This window comes from Paraburkholderia sp. 2C, from assembly GCF_054589215.1.
The window spans coordinates 154,078-172,869 of record NZ_BAAILL010000045.1 but is presented as its reverse complement, the minus strand read 5'-3'; the positions used below and the strand labels follow the sequence as shown (position 1 = coordinate 172,869).

The window sequence follows — 18,792 nt, the reverse complement described above, 5'->3', positions numbered from 1 at the left end:
GGCGCGGCCGCGCCACGAGTGTACGCTCACCGTTAAACGTCTGCATGTTAAAGAGCCGGACTCAGTGGTATTCCCTGGGAATTGAGGTTCCGATTAATCGCTGCTTATGTTCTGATAATGTAATAAATGAATTATGTTTGATAAATATGAGTAAGTAGTTGGTAATTTATTCGGGGTTCAAATACAGGCAGATAGGCTGACCGGGCACCAGGATGGCGACGATGCGTCGACAGGCGCGAGCTACCTTGAAATCGCCCGGGTACTGATGACCGACGGCGCGCAAACCGATCGTGACCTGCAGCAGTTGTGGTCGCGTATCGTCTTCAATCTTCTGGTTTCGAACGCGGATGATCATCTGCGCAATCACGGCTTTCTGCTGATGCCAGGAAAAGGCTGGACGCTATCGCCGGCGTTCGGCATGAATCCGACTGCCGACGCGCACGGGCTCAAGCTCAACATCAGTGAAGCCGACAACGCGATGGATCTGGAACTGGCATTCGAGGTGGCGCCTTATTTTCGCGTGCGGGCTGCCGTGGCGGTCGAGATCGTCGAGCGGCAGCGGCGGGTCGTGACTCAGTGGCGCAGGATAGCGGAGTCGCTGGGTATCGCGGCGCGTCAGCAGGAGCGGATGTCGGGGGCTTTTGGGCTTGCCTGATCGACATTGCAGATGATGCGAGCCTGAAATGGAAAAAGCCGGCTTGCGCCGGCTTTTTGAATACGTGGTGCCCAGGAGAGGACTCGAACCTCCACGGTGTTGCCACCGCTAGGACCTGAACCTAGTGCGTCTACCAATTCCGCCACCTGGGCACGTCTCAAGCTAGACCGCTATTGTAGCGGGATGATGTATTGTGTCAATGGAAGTTTAAAAGCCCGCAGCCCAATACAGGAGCCCACAACAAGCCGCGTCCAAAACGAAAAAGGCCGGCAAAAGCCGACCTTTTCAAATATGGTGCCCAAGAGAGGACTCGGTCACACGTGCGCGACCCCGGCTGCGCTTGCAAGCGCAGCCTTTCGAGTCCTCCCGCAAAGCGCGCAGGCGCTTTGCTTCCTGGGCGCAAAACGAAAAAGGCCGGCAAAAGCCGACCTTTTCAAATATGGTGCCCAAGAGAGGACTCGAACCTCCACGGTGTTGCCACCGCTAGGACCTGAACCTAGTGCGTCTACCAATTTCGCCACCTGGGCAAGGTGTCTTTTCTGCCGCTGCACATGTAAAACCCAAACCGCCGCGCAACAGCAAAGACCGCAATTATAGCGAGCTATCAGACTCTGTCAAGCGTTTGGCGGAAGCCGATCACGGGCCGCCGAATGCGCCTCGACGCGGGCCGCAACGCCTTGCGTACGCGCTTCACCACGCGGTTTGCATTAAGAGACGGATGATAGAATGGCCCGCAGCAGTACGTTGACAGCAGTACGTTGACAGCAGGGCGAGCCCGACGGAGCGTGAGCGCCGCGCAGCGTGAGCCCGGCACCTGATCCGCGACGTCCACGCACCGAGAAAAACCATCGATAAGCCCTTGAGCAAATATCCGTATCCCATTCCGAGCCGCGAAGAAATCCTCGGCGTGCTGCGCACGAGCGAAACGCCGCTTGCTGCGAACGACATCGCCGAGGCGCTTTCGATCAAGCGCCAGGAACGCGAAGGCTTCTTCAAACGGCTGGCCGCGATGGAACGCGACGGCCAGATCCGGCTCGATCCGCGCGGGCATTATCAGCTGACCCATCCGTCCAATTTCGTCGCCGGCCGCGTGCAGGGTCATCGCGACGGCTACGGTTTTCTCGTGCGCGACGACGGTCAGGACGACCTGTTCCTGCCGAACGGCGAAATGCAGAAGGTCATGCACAACGACCGCGTGCTCGCGCGCATCGTTGGCTACGACCGGCGCGGGCGGCCTGAAGGCCACATCGTCGAAGTCACGGACCGCGCGAACAAGCGCGTGATCGGGCGTCTGCTCAACGAGAACGGCGCGCTGATCGTCGCGCCCGAAGACAAGCGCATCGGCCATGACATCCTGATCACGCAGAATACGAAGAAAGCGAAGGTCGGGCAGGTGGTGGTGGTCGAACTCACCGATTTTCCGAGCCGGCATTCGCAGCCGCTCGGGCGCGTCGTCGAGGTGCTGGGCGATATCGACGACCCGGGCATGGAAATCGAAATCGCGGTGCGCAAATACGGTGTGCCGCACGAATTCAGCGACGCGGCGCTCGAGGCGGCGGCAAAGCTGCCCGACGAAGTGCGGCCCGCGGACCTGCGGCATCGTGTCGACCTGCGTGACGTGCCGCTCGTGACGATCGACGGCGAAGACGCGCGTGACTTCGACGACGCCGTGTACTGCGAGCCGATGAAGGTCGGCCGTGGCGACGGTTTCCGTCTGATCGTCGCGATTGCCGACGTCTCGCACTACGTGCTGCCGCGCGGCGGTCTCGACGTCGATGCAATCGAGCGCAGCACGTCCGTGTATTTCCCGCGCCGCGTGATTCCAATGCTGCCGGAAAAGTTGTCGAACGGGCTGTGTTCGCTGAACCCGAACGTCGACCGCTGTGTGCTCGTCTGCGACATGGTGATCACCGCGCGCGGCGAGATCAAGGCGTATCAGTTCTATCCGGGCGTCATGCACTCGGCCGCGCGTCTCACGTACACCGAGGTCGCCGCGGTGCTCGCGAATACGAAGGGACCGGAGGCCGCGCGCCGCGCGGCGCTGCTGCCATATCTGCAAAATTTGTACGGCGTTTACAAGTCGCTGTTCGCGGCGCGCCAGAAGCGCGGCGCGATCGATTTCGATACGACCGAAACTTATATTGTCTGCAACGCGCAGGGCAAGATCGAGCAGATCGTGCCGCGCCATCGCAACGACGCGCACAAGCTGATCGAAGAATGCATGCTGGCCGCGAACGTCTGCGCGGCCGACTTCATGAAGCGTAACCGGCACGCGGGGCTGTATCGCGTGCACGCCGGGCCGACCGCCGAGCGGCTCGAAAATCTGCGCACGTTCCTGCGCGGCATGGGCCTCACGCTGACGGGCGGCGAGACGCCGCACGCCAGCGACTACGCGGCGCTGATGGCGCACATTCGCGACCGGCCCGACGCGCAGATGCTGCAGACCATGCTGCTGCGCTCGATGCAGCAGGCCGTCTACAGCCCCGACAACATCGGCCACTTCGGCCTTGCGTACGAGGCCTACGCGCACTTCACGAGCCCGATTCGCCGCTACCCGGACCTGCTGACGCACCGTGCGATCTACGCGATTTTGCAAGGGCGCAAATACCAGCCGGAGGCGCCCGAAGGCGTCGTGCTGAATACCGCGCTATCGCCACGCGCGCGCGCAATGCAGGCCGACGACGAAAAGCGCGCGGGCCGCCGCCGCGAAAACACCGCGATCTGGGAAGAGCTCGGGCTGCATTGCTCGTCGAACGAACGGCGCGCGGACGAAGCGTCGCGCGACGTCGAAGCATGGCTCAAGTGCTACTTCATGCGCGACAAGCTCGGCGAAGAGTACGGCGGCATGGTGAGCGGCGTGACGTCGTTCGGCATCTTCGTGCAGCTCGACGCGCTCTTTATCGAAGGGCTCGTGCATGTGACCGAACTCGGTTCCGATTACTTCCAGTACGACGAAATTCGCAACGAACTGCGCGGCGAACGCACGGGCATCCGCTACCGGTTGTCGGACCGCGTGCGTGTGCAGGTGAGCCGCGTCGACCTCGATGCGCGCAAGATCGATTTCCGCCTCGTGCGCGATACGCCGATCAAGCCGCCCTCGAGCCGCGCCGTGGCGCTCGAGAAATCGGGTGGCGAGCGTGGTGACGGCGGACCGCGCGTGCGCTCGCTGGCGCCGGGCGAAGGCGCGCATCGCAAGAAGGCGGCGCCCGCGCCGAGTGTGGCAGTGAAGGAAGCGCGCGTGGCGCGCGGTGCGGCGAAGAAGCGTTCGTCGTCGCGTTCGGCGTCGGCGAAGTCGGCGAAGGGCCAGTCCAGAAAAAAGCGCTGACGCGCTAACGAACGGCGTTCGCTAATAAAAGGTAGTTTCAGTCATGTCACGTCTTAAGGTTTTATACGGGTTTCATGCGGTGATCGCGCGGATGCGGCACGATGCGTCGACCGTCGAAGATGTCTACTACGATCAGACGCGGCGCGACCGCCGCATGAACGAATTCCTGCACATGGCGAAGGAAGCCGGCGTGCGCGTGATTGCCGCCGACGAAACGCGGTTGTGGGGTCTCGCGCATACCGAGCGTCATCAGGGTGTCGTTGCGCGCGCAACCGATTTGCCGCTCGCGCAGAATCTGGCCGAACTGCTCGACGGGCTGTCCGGGCCGGCGCTGCTGCTCGTGCTCGATGGCGTGACGGACCCGCACAATCTGGGCGCCTGCCTGCGCGTGGCCGATGCAGCCGGCGCGCATGCGGTGATCGCGCCGCGCGACCGCGCGGTCGGCCTCAACGCGACCGCCGCGAAGGTGGCGAGCGGCGCGGCCGACACGGTGCCGTATATCACCGTCACGAATCTCGCACGCGCGCTGCGCGAACTGAAGGATGCGGGCGTCTGGGTGGTCGGCACGGCCGGCGATGCGCCCGCGGGCCTCTATCAGACCAAGCTCGACGGGCCCGTCGCGCTCGTGATGGGCGCGGAAGGCGAGGGTATGCGCCGCCTCACGCGCGACACCTGCGATGAGGTCATGCATATTCCGATGGCGGGGAGTGTGGAGAGCCTGAACGTTTCGGTGGCGAGCGGCGTGTGTCTGTTCGAAGCGGTGAGGCAGAGGGCGGCGGCGAAGTAGACCGTACCGCGGTCCACAAAGCAGCCCGCAAAGCCAATGCCGCGCTTTCTACCCAATCTGTTGCGCGGCTGCTTATCGGTCCTTCCAGAACAAGAACCGTCACGATGACTTTCGCCCGCACTCGCCGACGCAATACGGCGCCCGTCCGCCGATCCGTCGGTATTGCTTTTGCGGTTGGCACCGCCGCGCTACTCGCCGCCTGTTCGACCACGACCGTCGACCGCGGCACCTACTACGCCGACACAAGCCATCACGCGCAATACGCGGACACGCGCATCCGTTTCCTCGTCATGCACTACACGGAAATCGACGAAGCGCAGTCGTTGAACGTGCTGACCACCGAACAGGTCAGCGCGCATTACCTCGTGCCGGCGGCCCCGCCGATCAAAAACGGCGAGCCCGTCGTCTGGCAGCTCGTGCCGGAATCGCAGCGCGCGTGGCATGCGGGCGTCAGTTCCTGGCAGGGCACGACCGAGCTCAACGCCGCATCGATCGGAATCGAAAACGTCAACCTCGGCCCGGTCGACACGCCGCAGGGACGCACCTGGCAGCCGTATCCGCCCGCGCAGGTCGACGCGCTGGTCCGCCTGGCGAAGGACATTGTCTCGCGCTATGGCATTCCGCCGACGCGTGTGGTCGGTCACAGCGATATCGCGCCGCAGCGCAAGACCGACCCGGGCCCGCTCTTTCCGTGGCAGCGGCTCTACGAGGCCGGCGTCGGCGCATGGCCCGATGCGGCGACGGTCACCGCGGACCTCGCGGGCCGCGCACCCGATGCGCCTGCCGACGTGCTGGGCCTGCAGCGGAAACTCGCGCGCTACGGCTACGACGTCGCCACCGACGGCGTGCTCGACGAGAAAACGCGGCGCGTGTTCGCGGCGTTCCAGATGCACTTCCGGCCGCGCGACTATGCGGGCAACCCGGACGCGGAAACCGATGCGATTGCGCAGGCGCTACTCGACAAATACATGCCTGCCGCAGCGGGCGAAGCGAAGCAGGCGCCGTGAGCGGCGCGGGTCAAGCGGGTCAATCCAGTCATCGATGATCAGGCGGCGCTGTTAGGCAGCCGCTGCACGCACCCGTCCCCTGTGCGGGCGCGAGTCCTGTAAACTGGCGGTTTCTTCGCATGCCCGTATCCTGACTCCCATGACTCAAGACGAACTCAAGCAACTGGTCGGCCAGGCCGCCGCCGACTATGTGAATGCCAACGTGCCCGACGGCGCGGTCATCGGCGTCGGCACCGGCTCCACGGCGAACTGCTTCATCGATGCGCTCGCGGCGCACAAGAGCCGTTATCGCGGCGCGGTGTCGAGTTCGGTAGCGAGTACCGCGCGTTTGCAGGCGCTCGGCATCAAGGTGTTCGATCTGAACGAAATCGACTCGCTGCCCGTGTATGTGGACGGCGCCGACGAAATCGATCGCAGCGGCGCGATGATCAAAGGCGGCGGCGGCGCGCTGACGCGCGAGAAAATCGTCGCGTCGGTGTCCGACGTATTCGTCTGCATTGTCGATGCGAGCAAGCGCGTCGATGTGCTCGGCCAGTTTCCGCTGCCGATCGAAGTCGTGCCGATGGCGCGCACCGCGATCGGGCGCCGCGTGACGGCGCTCGGCGGCGTGCCGGTCGTGCGTGTGACGAAAGAAGGCACGCCGTTCGTGACCGACAACGGTAACGAGATCATCGACGTCAAAGGTCTGCAGATCAGCGATCCGCTTGCGTTTGAAACGCAGATCAATGCGTGGCCCGGCGTCGTCACGGTCGGGCTCTTCGCGGGCCGTGGCGCCAATATCTGTCTGCTCGGCACGGAAACGGGCGTGGAGCGCATCGACTACCCGAAGCGTTGAGCCCAATCTCGCGCTGATTCGGCCGCGGTCCCGATCGCGATCGATTCTTCAGAACGCCGTGCGCAGCAACCTGCTGCGTACGGCGTTTCTCTTTTCCGGCGGTCGGCAGGGCGTGAAATGAGACCGTGCCGCCCGTTCGCTGCAAGTTCGCCGGATCGCAAGCGTCTTATGTGCGCTTTACCACACTGACCGTATAACCGGTTCGCGCGTCCGGCGCGTGAGGCGCGACCACGCGCGCGACATGCGGACCGCGCACGGATCGGACCCGCAAATCACATGCATCGCTACGCGCGCTGGCGCACCGTTCTTCGATTTCGCTAAAGGGAAACTGAACGTCATCGGACGCATTGGGTCCTGTGCCGACGGTTCGGCCAATGAAACGTCTCCTTATTTAGGAATCTAAAATGTTGGATAGCGAACAGAGTGAAACCATCGCCCGCACCCTCGACGAACGATCGCGCGCATGTCTTGCAGGCGAATTGCCGCCTTCGCAAACCCTTGCGCTCGCGCCCGTCGTGCTCGCGGGCGGCTCGGGCACGCGGCTGTGGCCGATGTCGCGCGCGAACTGTCCGAAACAGCTGCTCGACATCGTCGGCCCCGACTCGCTGCTGCAGACGACAGTGCGGCGCATGGCGAACTTTCCCGCCGAGCGCAAGGTGGCCGGTGCGCCGATCATCATGTGCGGCGAAGAGCACGGTTTTGTCGCAATCGAACAGTTGCATGCGAACGGTGTCAACGCACGGCTCGTGGTCGAGCCGGCGCGCCGCGACACCGCGCCGGCGCTGACGCTCGCAGCGGTGGTCGCATCGGCGCATGGCGAGGACGTGATTCTTGTCGCGATGCCGGCCGATCACTCGATCGCCGATGTCGGCGCATTCCAGCGTGCGATTCTCGCGGCGGCCTGCCACGCGGAAGGCGGCGCGATCGTCACGCTTGGCGTGCCGCCGACGCGCCCGGATACCGGCTTCGGCTATATCCGGATCGGCGCGGCGTTGCAGGATGGCGCGCGCCATATCGAATGCTTCGTCGAGAAGCCCGCGCAGGAACTTGCATCGCAATACCTGGCGAGCGGCCAGTACTGGTGGAATAGCGGCATTTTCGTGGTGCGCGCATCGATCTGGCTCGAAGCGGTCAGGCGCCTGCAGCCGGCCATGCACGACGCGTGCGTCGCCTCGTTCGCGGAATGCCGCCACGACGGTGCATTCCTGCGCCCGGGCGCCGCGCAGTTCGAACAGAGCCCGTCCGATTCGATCGATTACGCCGTGATGGAACACCTCGGTACCGACGAATTGCCTTGCCAGGGCGTGGTCGTGCCGCTCGAAGCGGGCTGGTCCGATCTCGGTTCGTGGGACGCCGTATGGGACGCGCACGCCAAGGACGCCGACGGCAACGTCGCGCGCGGCCGCGTCATGTTCGAAGGCGCGACCGCAAGCTACGCGCATTCGGAAGGGCGCCTCGTCGCATGCGTCGGCACCACCAACGTGGTGGTCGTCGAAACCGCGGACGCGGTGCTCGTCGCGGACCGTTCGCGCGTGCAGGACGTCAAGGGACTGGTCGCGCGGATCAAGGCCGAACAGGCGCCCGAAGCCGATCAGCACCGCAAGGTGCGCCGCCCGTGGGGTTTCTTCGATTCGATCGACCGCGGCGAGCGCTTCCAGGTGAAGCGCATCGTCGTGCAGCCGGGCGCACGTCTGTCGTTGCAACTGCATCACCATCGCGCCGAGCACTGGATCGTCGTGCGCGGCACCGCGCGCGTGACGCGCGGCGAAGAGCAGTTCCTGCTCGGCGAAAACGAGTCGACCTTTATTCCGCTGGGCGTGCAACATCGCCTCGAAAACCCGGGCAAGCTGCCGCTCGAGGTGATCGAGGTGCAATCGGGCGCGTACCTTGGCGAGGACGACATCGTGCGCTTCGACGACAGTTACGGCAGGGGATGAGGCGGCGCGCCGTGCGTCGCAAGGCGCGCGGCTCGCGCACCACGTCGTGCCTACGTTCCCGGCGCACCCGCGGGCGTGACTTCGAGCAGAATCACGTGATCGGGCACGTCCACGCTGAGCTGGTTCACGTCGCGATGGCTGGCCGACGGTGTCGCCGAAACGAGCGGATCGTACAGGTCGACCCGGCTTGCCTTGCTACCGAAGTCGATGCCGACGCGGGCGGGTGGGCTCACAACCGGTTTGCCGATCGCCCGGTCCCAGATCGGCGTTTCGTTCCATAGCGCAAGCACGAAGCGGCCGTCCTTTTTCCGCAGCAGCAGGCTGTTTGCCGACACCGGCATGTCCGACAGCGTATAAGCGAGCGTGCCGCGCGCCGCGGCTGCGTTAGCGCGGCGGCTTTTGCCCGCGTTCAGGATCGACGTGAGATTGCGAATCGCGTGGGCGACGGGCTTGGGGCTGTTGTCGATGCGAAACAGCCCGAAGTGCATTTCGCCGCTCCTGTTCTGCGGGTCCGGCTTCTGGTCGAGCAGTTCGTAGACGTAAGTCCGCTTCACGCCGGCCGCCGCCGCATCCATATAGCCGTTGAGAATGCCTTTGGCCTGCGTCGGCTCGTCGACGCCGATCATGTACCAGCCCGACTGCGGCATCGAGAAGTAGCCGAATTCGGTGATCACCATCGGCAACGGGTATTTCTTGACGGCATCGATGGCCGACGGCATCCACCGGTCGCCATTCGAGTTATAGGTCGGTTGTTCGCCGTTTTGCGGGTAGACATGCTGGTTCGCGTAATTGGCGGAACCCGCACGCGACTCGACCTTCTTTGTGTCGAAGCCGGTGAGGTCGTAGACGGGTACGCCCGCGAGCTGCGGCGTTGCGCGGACGCGTTCGTAGATCTCGCGTTGCTGCGCGAGTCCGGCCGCGGCGCCCGTGAGACCGCGGTACGAGACCGGCCAGTTGTCGATTTCGTTCGAACCTTCGAAGGCCGCGACACTGCCGGGCACCGCCGCGTTCAATCGCGCCGCCGCGCCGATCGACCACGCAAAATCGGGGTTCGTCAGCACGTTGAACTTGATGCCGAGCTGCGCGAGAAAGACGTAGGTTGAAAACGGCGGCTTATCGCCAGGCGGATAGTCGCGAACATGGTGAATGCCGAGCCACTTCAGATCGTCGTAGACGTTGCGCACATCGGCGTAGGCGGTATCCATATAGGTCAGGTGGATGCCGACACCGAGCGTGTCGATAAACGCGTCGGCCGGCATCGCCCGCACCGCATCGCCCGCGTGCGCCGTCGATGCGCATGCGAGTGCGGAAAGCAGAACAGCGGTGGTTGCTACGGGATGCTTCACGGCGTATTCCTCGCGTGGGAAAGCTGCCGGTTCCGCGCGACCCGCTCCGTGCCGGCATCTCGATGGCAGTCCCTCCATGAGAGGGGCATTGGGAAACCATTCTGACGCGTCGTTGCGTGGTTCGTGTGTGCGTCGGCGAACGGTTCGGCATTCCGCGGAAGATTAAATTTCGCTTGCAGCGTATTTCGCGATTGCAAGCGAACGATCTCCGCCCTGAACAGATCGCCGGCACGAAGCTACGGAATCCTCTCTAACAATCCACTTGCCTGACGGCGTGCCTTTCGCGAGAGCATTCGCGAAAGGCAAGGCGCTTATGTGCGCGAGCGCGCACAACGCAACGTTTACACCTGTCCTTCGATGCCGCTCCCACGCGGCGCACACGGCAAGCCGGCGACGACCGCGAATGGTTGGTGGGATTGCGCACGGATTCGCCATTGCTCAAACCTTAATGTGTTGCCATGGCTTATCGGGGCGGGCGGTGCGAACGCGTGGATCTCCCGAAGCACAGTGATCCATATGTTCGCTTCCAGTCGACGACCGTTCCAGAGCACGAACGTCTGACGGACACGACACGCACTGAGGTAGGGGACATGTCTGAGCTAACGCAACGTACGGTCGATATTGTGCTGATCGTGTTGGGCGCCGTATGCGGCGCACACCTTAACCTGAATTTCGCAATGATGGGTGAGGCGCATCACCCCGATCCCACGCTGGTGGCGTTTTGTGCGGCGCTTGCGTTGTCGGTGTTTCCCGCTTGCGGGACCTACGGTACGCGCGGCGGCAGCCGGTCCGTCTTCAATGTGGCGGCCCGCACGGCGCTCGCCTGGCTCGCGGTGCAGTTGTGCGGCCTCGTGCTGCTTTACGCGATTCATCGCGATCATTTGCTGCCGTTGCCCTGGTTTATTTACTGGACGCTGACAACGGGTATTTCGCTGCTGCTGTCGCACACCTTGTTCTTTTCGGAATTCAGCGTGCTGCGTCTGACGCGTGCATGGTGGAACCGCGAGCCGCTCGAGGTCACCGCGCGCAGCAGTGCGGTTCGCAGCGCCGTCGTCGGGCATGCGTTGAAGCGTCTCTTTGACATTGTCGCGGCGGCAGGTGCAATCGTTTTGCTCGCGCCCGTCTTCGCCCTGATCGCGATGATAGTCAAGCGCGATGGCGGGCCGGCGTTCTACGGACACACGCGTGTCGGACGTCACGGGAGGAAATTTCGTTGTCTGAAGTTTCGCTCGATGGTCGTGAATTCGGAGCAGGTGCTCAAGGATCTGCTGGCGAGCGACGCCGAGGCACGCGCCGAGTGGGAGCGCGAATTCAAGCTCAAGAACGACGTGCGCATCACGCGAATCGGCCGCTTTCTGCGGCGCACGAGTCTCGATGAGTTGCCGCAGATCTGGAATGTCCTGCGCGGCGAGATGAGCTTTGTTGGACCGCGTCCGATCGTCGACCAGGAGCTCGAGCGCTACGGCGAGGCGAGCAAGTACTACCTGATGGCGACGCCCGGCATCACGGGCTTGTGGCAGGTGAGTGGGCGCAACGATGTCGACTACGCGACGCGCGTTTCGCTCGACGTTTCTTATGTCATGAACTGGACGTTCCGCAAGGACATCGGGATTCTGTTCAAGACATTTTTCGTGGTGATTCGCGGTAGCGGGGCGTATTAAGCGGGGATGCGAGGCGGGAATGCGAGGCGGGAACGCTGACACGTCGGGTATCCGGGCCACACGGCATGACCCGGAACCTGGGTAACGAATCTTGGGGGATTGCGATGGGACTCTATGCGATGGAATCGATCGATGCGCGCATGCGCTGCGCGCGGCGTGCCGGCGTGACGCGAACGCTGCGCCGCGGAGCCGTGTGCGCCGCGTGGCTCGCGCTCGTGGTGCTGAGCGGTTGCGCGATGGCGCCGGGCATGACGTACGGCGGTCCGGGGTCGAATTCCGGCACCAGCGGCGGCGCCGCCGCGGCGAGCAACGCAGCCGCGGCGACGGGCGGCGCTTCGGGTGTGGGCGTGCCTGAGAGCGTGGTGAACAAGGGCATTCCCGGCGCGGCGAACGCCCAGCTCGTCGAGATCACGAGCGAACTGGTGCAAAAGGAACTTGCCGCGCGCCCCAAAGGCGTCCCCGCAGACGTGGAGAATCTGTTCGCCAAACCTTCGCCTTACCAGATCGGGCCCGGCGACATTCTCAGCATCGTGGTCTGGGATCACCCCGAACTCAACCTGCCCACGTCGAACAGCGGCAACGACAGCCCGGCGGGAGACCGGTCCGTGTCTCCGGGCTACACGGTCGACAACGACGGCTTCATTCAGTATGCCTATATTGGTCCGCTGAAGGTCGAAGGCATGTCGGAGATGGGTGTGCGCGATGCGCTCTCCGAAAAGCTCGCGCGCTACGTGAGGAAGCCCCAGGTCACGGTGCGGATCCAGACGTATCGCAGCAAGCGCGTCTACGTGGACGGCGAGGTCAAGACGCCAGGTGTCGAGGTGCTCAACGACCGGCCGATGACACTGCCCGAGGCCATCAACCGGGCGGGCGGCTTTACGAGCCTGGCCGACCGTTCGCGGGTTGCCGTGACGCGCGGCGACACCACCGTCGCGGTGGACATGCCGGAGATGATCCGCAAGGGCTTCAACCCCGATCGCATCGTTTTGCGCGACGGCGACCTCGTACGGGTGTTCGCCGCGGCGGACAGCAAGGTCTTCGTGGTCGGCGAGGTGGAACGCCCCGGCGGCGTGGCGTTCAACAACGGCCATATGTCGCTGAACCAGGCGCTCGGCAACGCGGGCGGCATCGCCCAGGCGTCGGCCGATGCGTCGCAGGTCTACGTTGTGCGTGGACAGGATAGCAACAATCCGGTCGTGTTCCATCTCGACGCGAGCAATGCCTCCGCGATGGCCATGGCCGATTCGTTCGCGCTCCAACCCAACGATGTCGTGTTCGTCGATACGTCCACGCTCGTGAAGTGGAGTCGCGTCATCAGTCTGATTTTGCCGACTACCCAAGCCGCGGCCGCGAGCCGCGCGGCCGGTTATTGAAGCTCGCATGAACGGAAGCTACGACACTCAGCGCGCACGCCACCTGGAGAACAAGATGAATCAGCGTGACTATCTGCTGGAAGGGCCCATCGAGACGGTCATGCCGATCGCGCCCGACGGCGGACATATGGGCAATCTGCTCGATACGCTGTACTCGGGCCGCAAGACGATCCTGATCGTCGCCGCGGTCTGCACGCTGATGGGCGGCTTGTACGCGCTGCTCGCGCCGCCGGTGTATCAATCGGACATCCTGATTCAGGTGGAGGAGAACCCGAACCCCGCGAAAACGGCGCTCTCCGATATCTCGGCGCAGTTCGCGATCAAGACCGGCGCGACCGCGGAAATCGAGGTGCTGCGTTCGCGGCTCGTCGTCTCGTCGGCCGTGGATGCGACCAGGCTCTATATTCATGCGACGCCGCGCTATTTCCCCGTCGTGGGCCGCTGGGCCTCGCAACATCTGAATCTGGGCGACTGGGCGGGGTGGCAAGGGTACGCGTGGGGCGACGAAGCAATCGACGTGTCGCAATTCGACTTGCCATCGAGCCTGCTGGGCAAGCCGTTCGTCCTGACTTACCACGGCAACGGCGCCTACACGCTCGCATACCGCACCCTGACGATCGAAGGACATGTGGGTGAAAAGCTGCATGCGCCGGTGTCGGGCGGCGTGATCGAGCTGCTGGTGAACCGTATCGATGCGCAGCCGGGCACGGACTTCGATATGTCGCGCAGCTCCGAACTGACGGCGATCAAAACGCTGCAGACCGCACTGGCCATTTCGGAAAAAGGTAAGGAATCCGACGTCATCGGCGTGGTGCTCGACGGCGAGGATCCCGATCTGACCGCCACTATTCTGAATGCGATCGGCAGCGAATACCTGCGGCAGAACGCGAAGCGCACGCAGGAGGAAGCGGAAAAATCGATTGCCTTCCTCGACCAGCAACTGCCGCAGTTGAAGGCGCAACTCGAGGCGGCCGAGAACGAGTACAACACGTTCCGCTCCGAACACGGGGCCGTGAACCTCGGCGCCGAGGCGACGGCGCTGCTGCAGAGTTCCGCGATCGCGCAGCAGCGTATCGCCGATCTGCGTCAGCAGCGCGCCATGTTGATGGCGCGTTTCACCGAAGACAACCCGGCGCTTGTCGCCGTGAACGGGCAAGTCGCCGAAGCCGAGAAGTCGCTGAAAGATCTTGCGGGACAGACGCGCGCATTGCCGCCGCTCGAGCAGCGCCTCGTGCGTCTGCAGCGCGAAGTGACTGTCGATACGAACATCTACACGAATCTGCTGAATAACCGCGAGCAGATGCGTCTGCTCAAGGCCGGCCGTGTATCGAATGTGCGCATGATCGACGCGGCGGTGCCGGGCGAAAGCCCGGTCCGGCCCAAGCGCGCCGTGCTGATGATGGCGGCGTTCTTCACCGGATTCTTTATCGGCGCCGGCATCGTGCTGCTGCGTCACAGGCTCAAGCGCGGCGTTTCCGTGATCGACGAGATCGAAGTCGGCACGGGGCTCGCGGTTTTCGCGGCGGTGCCGCGCAGCCGCATCCAGCATTCGCTGACGCGCCGCGTGCCGCGCGGCGCGCCGGGCACGAACATGGTGCTGGCGCATAAGGCCGTATTCGATCCGGCGGTCGAAAGCCTGCGCAGTTTCCGCAGCGCGCTCGAACATTCGCTCGAAGATGCCGCCAATCGCGTCGTGCTGCTGGCAGGGCCGACCCCGATGGTGGGCAAGTCGTTCGTCTCGGTCAACCTCGCGGCTGTGTTCGGCGCATCGGGCAAGCGCGTGCTGCTGATCGACGCCGATTTGCGGCGCGGCTCGCTGAACCAGCACATGGGCGTGCCGAGTACTCCCGGCGTCACGAACCTCTTCGAGCTGAATCAGGATTACGACCAGGTGGTGTATCGCGAGGTCATGCCGGGCGTCGACTTCGTCGCGACGGGCGGCTATGTGACCAATGCGAGCGAACTGCTGCGCGAAGGCAGTTTCAAGGAATTCGTGGCGTGGGCCAACGAAAACTATGACCTCGTGCTGATCGACGCGCCGCCGGTGTTGCCGGTCGCGGACGCCGGCATCATCGGCAAGCTGGCGGGGACGGTGTTCGTGATCGCACGCCAGGGCGCCACCAGCGTGTCGGATCTGCGCGAATCAGTGCGCCGCTTCGAACAGGTCGGCGTGCCGATTCGCGGCGTGATATTCAACGATACTGTGTCGCGCCCCGGGCGCTATGGCGACGCATACGCGGCTTATGGCTATGCGAGCTACGGCGTCGTCAAGGAAGGGGGACGAGCCGCCGCCGACTAGGCAATCACTACTGTCCGGATCGCTGCTGCAGCGATCCGGCAAGCGTACATACGGAAACCGTAAGCATCGCCAGGGAAGTTGTCTGGTTGGATTTTGGTCTCGAAGCGCACAGCGGCTACAGCCGGTTCTGACCTTGCCAGAACGCAGCTGTATTTTCTGTCAAAACACAATGCGCGCGGAGAAAATCCATGCCAACCCATGACAAAGCATCGACTCAATGGACCACCGACGATCCGCTCGCGGAGTGCCGGTGCGAGCTTCATAAGAAAGCGTTTGGAGTGCATCATCCGCTTGCCGGCCATCGGGAATTTTCGATCGAGGCGCTGGAAGAGGCGGCCGTGGAAGCGTCCGGACGCGCGGGCGACCTCTATTTCGACGCCGGCGATTTCGGTTTTGCCGACAAATGGGGAACCACGCCCAGGCCGGCCATGACGATTCACGAGATTTTCGACCACATCGACACCGCGGGCGCCTGGCTCGTGATGAAACATGTCGAGACCAATCGGGCCTACAAGGCGCTGCTCGACGAATTCGTGGCATTCCTGCTCGAGATTGCCGGCCCCGAAGGTTCCAAACTTCTCAGCAATGCCGAAATGATCGTGCTCGTCACGTCGCCTCGGCGCAAATCGGCTTTTCATTTCGACGCCGAGGTTAATTTCCTCGCGCAGGTTCAGGGCTCGAAGGACATCTGGATCTGCGATCCGATGGACCGCAGCGTGACCACGGAAGAAGAGATCGAGCGGTATTACTCGGTCGCGAACAACGCGGGTACCTACAAGCCCCATGCGGAGGAGGTCGCGCGGCGCTTCACGCTGTGTCCAGGCGATGCGGTGCATATCCCGACGCATGCGTCTCATTGGGTGCAAAACCACGACAGCGTATCGGTCTCGGTCAGCCTGAACATGGAATTGCCGCGGCGTTTTGCCGATACTTATCGCGCTAACTATTATCTGCGCAGGTTTGGAATCAAGCCGCGGCCGCCGGGGAGATCGGATGTCGTGGACCGCTCGAAAGCTGTGGCGATCGACGGCTTGCGGCACGTCAAGTCGCTGGTGAAGCGATAGGCCGAAGCCGCAGCGATTGCGCGGATCAACGCGGCTATGGGCGACGGCGAACATTCTCCGATGCGAAGATTAGCCACACTGGGAGCCATGTGAACCGCATTGCCTGGCAGGTCGAATCCGTTCGCGTGGTGACGGTAACCGCGCGCACGGATCGAGTCCGGCCGTCAGCGATGCCTCGGACTTCGTCGATGAAACATGCTCCCAACCTGCTGATCAATGGCCGCTTTCTGGGCCGCCGCGCGACCGGTGTCGATCGCTTCGCTTTCGAGACCCTTCGCGCGCTCGATCAGTTAGTCGAACTGCGCGATCCGCTTGTCGCCGGACTCACGACGGAAATCGTCGTGCCTCAGGCGCTGGCGTGTATGTCCAACCCGTTCCGGCATATCAGGCTGCGCGCGAGCGGTAATGGCGGCGGCCTGCGCTGGGAACAGCTCGCATTGCCGCAGGCGGCAAGCGGCCAGTTATTGCTCAACCTCTGCAATTCCGGGCCGCTGCTGTATGGCCGCCAGGTGACCGTGCTGCACGACGCCGCACCCACGCGCGTGCCCGACAGCTACAGCCGTTCGTTCGTCGCCTGGTATCGCGTGATGGCGCCGCGTATCGGCCGCGTCTCGCAGCGCGTGATCACCGTGTCGGAATTTTCGCGGCGTGAGCTCAGCGACGCGTACCGGATTCCCGCGGGCAAGATCGGCGTCGTGCCGGAAAGCGGCGAACACATGTTGCGCGTGCAGCAGGACGAAGGCGCAGTGGCGGAGACGTTGCACGGACGTCCGTTCGTGCTCGCGGTGGGAAGCCTCAACCGGCACAAGAATTTTCGTCTCGTGGCCGAGGCCGCGCGCCTGATTCGCGACGCGCAGTTCGACATCGTGGTGGTGGGCGGCGGCGATGCGCGGGTGTACGGAACGGGCCAGCAGGCGTTGCCCGCGTTCGTCAAGCACCTTGGCTATGTGAGCGACGGCGAACTCGCGGCGCTGTACCGGCGCGCGGCCTGTTTCGTCTATCCGTCGCGGTACGAGGGCTTCGGATTGCCGCCCGTCGAGGCGCTCGCGCTCGGCTGTCCCGTCATTGCCTCGAGACTGCCGGCCGTGCAGGAAGCGTGCGGCGATGCCGTGCTCTACACGTCGCCTGACGATCCAGCGGAACTGGCGCGCCTGCTCCAACAGATCACCGGCGACGCCACGTTGCGCGCGAGCCTGCGCGAGCGGGGCCGCGCGCGTACCGCGGCGCTGACGTGGCGCGCCACGGCAGTCAAGCTGATCGAGGAGATCTCGCCGTGGCTAATGTAACGCTTGCCGCCGCCGTCGCGAACGATACCTGCCGTTTCGGCCGGGTTGCTGTCGTGCATGACTGGCTCGCCGCGTATGCGGGTTCGGAAAAGGTGGTGGAACAGATTCTTCAACTGTTTCCACAGGCCGATCTCTACAGCATTGTCGATTTCTTTCCGGAGTCGCAGCGCGGGGCGCTGGGAGGAAAGCATGCGCACACGTCGTTTATTCAACATTTGCCCTGGGCGCGCAGCAAGTTTCGCCACTATCTTCCGCTGATGCCGCTCGCAATCGAGCAGTTCGATCTGTCGGCCTACGATCTCGTGATTTCATCGAGCCATGCGGTGGCCAAGGGCGTGCTGACCGGGCCGCATCAGGTGCATGTGAGCTACGTGCATTCGCCGATTCGCTACGCGTGGGATCTGCAGCATCAGTATCTGGCCGAAGCCGATATGCAGCGCGGCATGAAGAGCTGGATCGTGCGGGTTTTGCTTCACTACATGCGGATCTGGGACCAGCGCACCGCGCATGGCGTGGACGCGCTGGTCGCCAATTCGGCCTTCATCGCAAGGCGCATCCGGAAGGCCTATGGCAGCGACGCAGCCGTGATCTATCCGCCGGTCGATGTCGAGCGCTTCGAACTCGCTACGCAGCACGAAGACTTCTATCTGATCGCGTCGCGCATGGTGCCTTACAAGCGGATTCCGCTGATCGTCGAGGCGTTCGCGGCGATGCCGTCGCGGCGTCTCGTCGTGATCGGCGACGGTCCCGATTTCGCGCGCGCCAAGGCATGCGCGACGCCGAACGTGACGCTGCTCGGCTATCAGCCCGACGCGGTGCTGGTCGACTACATGCAACGCGCGCGCGCGTTCGTGTTCGCCGCGGAAGAAGACTTCGGCATTTCGGTGGTCGAAGCGCAGGCCTGCGGCACTCCGGTCATCGCGTACGGGCGTGGCGGCGTGCGCGAGATTGTCGTCGATTCAGCCGATCCTGAGCGCGGTACAGGCGTTTTCTTCGGCGAGCAGACTGTCGCATCGATCGTCGATGCGGTCGAGCGTTTCGAAGCGCGCCCGCCGTTGCGCGGCGAAGTGTGCCGGCGCAATGCCTTGCGCTTTTCGGCGGAGCGGTTCAAGCACGAATTTCTCGCTGTCGTCGAGCGCGCGATGGCGGCGGACAAGGAGCTGGCCGATACGCCGCCGGCGGTTCTTTACCGGCGCTCGGCATGAGACGGCCAATGA

Annotated in this window: 13 protein-coding genes and 2 tRNA genes; 12 read left to right on the top strand and 3 right to left on the bottom strand. The window is 63.8% G+C overall.

What is annotated here, in order from left to right:
* The first annotated feature begins 181 nt into the window (after window positions 1–181).
* Window positions 182–655, top strand: a complete 474-nt coding sequence (locus tag ACYPXD_RS22750; protein ID WP_459716734.1) for a HipA domain-containing protein — start codon at window positions 182–184, stop codon at window positions 653–655.
* A 65-nt stretch (window positions 656–720) separates the two neighbouring features.
* On the opposite strand, the gene ACYPXD_RS22745 is transcribed toward ACYPXD_RS22750, so the two are convergent.
* Window positions 721–807 (bottom strand) — tRNA-Leu (locus tag ACYPXD_RS22745).
* Window positions 808–1,095: 288 nt separating this feature from the next.
* Window positions 1,096–1,182: transfer RNA gene (locus ACYPXD_RS22740), tRNA-Leu, on the bottom strand.
* 332 nt (window positions 1,183–1,514) lie between these two features.
* Here ACYPXD_RS22740 and rnr point away from each other — a divergent pair.
* From rnr to ACYPXD_RS22715, 5 genes are all read left to right on the top strand, one after another.
* Window positions 1,515–3,980, top strand: coding sequence for a ribonuclease R (gene rnr / locus ACYPXD_RS22735; RefSeq protein WP_459716266.1), 2,466 nt, complete (start codon window positions 1,515–1,517; stop codon window positions 3,978–3,980).
* 43 nt (window positions 3,981–4,023) lie between these two features.
* A complete protein-coding gene (gene rlmB / locus ACYPXD_RS22730; protein WP_459716264.1) occupies window positions 4,024–4,767 on the top strand; it encodes a 23S rRNA (guanosine(2251)-2'-O)-methyltransferase RlmB in 744 nt (247 codons plus the stop codon).
* 104 nt (window positions 4,768–4,871) lie between these two features.
* A complete protein-coding gene (locus tag ACYPXD_RS22725; protein WP_459716261.1) occupies window positions 4,872–5,774 on the top strand; it encodes an N-acetylmuramoyl-L-alanine amidase in 903 nt (300 codons plus the stop codon).
* Between the two features lie 139 nt (window positions 5,775–5,913).
* Complete coding sequence (rpiA, locus tag ACYPXD_RS22720) at window positions 5,914–6,609, top strand: ribose-5-phosphate isomerase RpiA (RefSeq protein ID WP_459716259.1); 696 nt, start codon at window positions 5,914–5,916, stop codon at window positions 6,607–6,609.
* 404 nt (window positions 6,610–7,013) lie between these two features.
* Window positions 7,014–8,546, top strand: a complete 1,533-nt coding sequence (locus tag ACYPXD_RS22715) for a mannose-1-phosphate guanylyltransferase/mannose-6-phosphate isomerase (protein WP_459716256.1) — start codon at window positions 7,014–7,016, stop codon at window positions 8,544–8,546.
* A 50-nt stretch (window positions 8,547–8,596) separates the two neighbouring features.
* On the opposite strand, the gene ACYPXD_RS22710 is transcribed toward ACYPXD_RS22715, so the two are convergent.
* Window positions 8,597–9,892 (bottom strand): calcium-binding protein, encoded by a 1,296-nt coding sequence (locus ACYPXD_RS22710; protein WP_459716254.1) that lies wholly within the window; start codon window positions 9,890–9,892, stop codon window positions 8,597–8,599.
* 590 nt (window positions 9,893–10,482) lie between these two features.
* Here ACYPXD_RS22710 and ACYPXD_RS22705 point away from each other — a divergent pair.
* The 6 genes from ACYPXD_RS22705 to ACYPXD_RS22680 all read left to right on the top strand — a co-directional run bounded on the left by ACYPXD_RS22705 (window position 10,483) and on the right by ACYPXD_RS22680 (window position 18,780).
* Window positions 10,483–11,553, top strand: coding sequence for a sugar transferase (locus ACYPXD_RS22705; protein ID WP_459716252.1), 1,071 nt, complete (start codon window positions 10,483–10,485; stop codon window positions 11,551–11,553).
* Window positions 11,554–11,693: 140 nt separating this feature from the next.
* The gene (locus tag ACYPXD_RS22700; RefSeq protein ID WP_459716729.1) at window positions 11,694–12,926 is read left to right on the top strand and encodes a polysaccharide biosynthesis/export family protein; all 1,233 of its coding nucleotides are present in this window, start codon (window positions 11,694–11,696) and stop codon (window positions 12,924–12,926) included.
* Between the two features lie 55 nt (window positions 12,927–12,981).
* Window positions 12,982–15,225, top strand: coding sequence for a GNVR domain-containing protein (locus tag ACYPXD_RS22695; RefSeq protein ID WP_459716250.1), 2,244 nt, complete (start codon window positions 12,982–12,984; stop codon window positions 15,223–15,225).
* A 188-nt stretch (window positions 15,226–15,413) separates the two neighbouring features.
* A complete protein-coding gene (locus ACYPXD_RS22690; protein WP_459716247.1) occupies window positions 15,414–16,289 on the top strand; it encodes a cupin-like domain-containing protein in 876 nt (291 codons plus the stop codon).
* A gap of 188 nt (window positions 16,290–16,477) precedes the next feature.
* Complete coding sequence (locus ACYPXD_RS22685) at window positions 16,478–17,575, top strand: glycosyltransferase family 4 protein (RefSeq protein ID WP_459716245.1); 1,098 nt, start codon at window positions 16,478–16,480, stop codon at window positions 17,573–17,575.
* Window positions 17,563–18,780, top strand: coding sequence for a glycosyltransferase family 4 protein (locus ACYPXD_RS22680; protein WP_459716242.1), 1,218 nt, complete (start codon window positions 17,563–17,565; stop codon window positions 18,778–18,780). Before ACYPXD_RS22685 ends, ACYPXD_RS22680 begins: the two co-directional genes overlap by 13 nt.
* The last annotated feature ends 12 nt before the right edge of the window (window positions 18,781–18,792 follow it).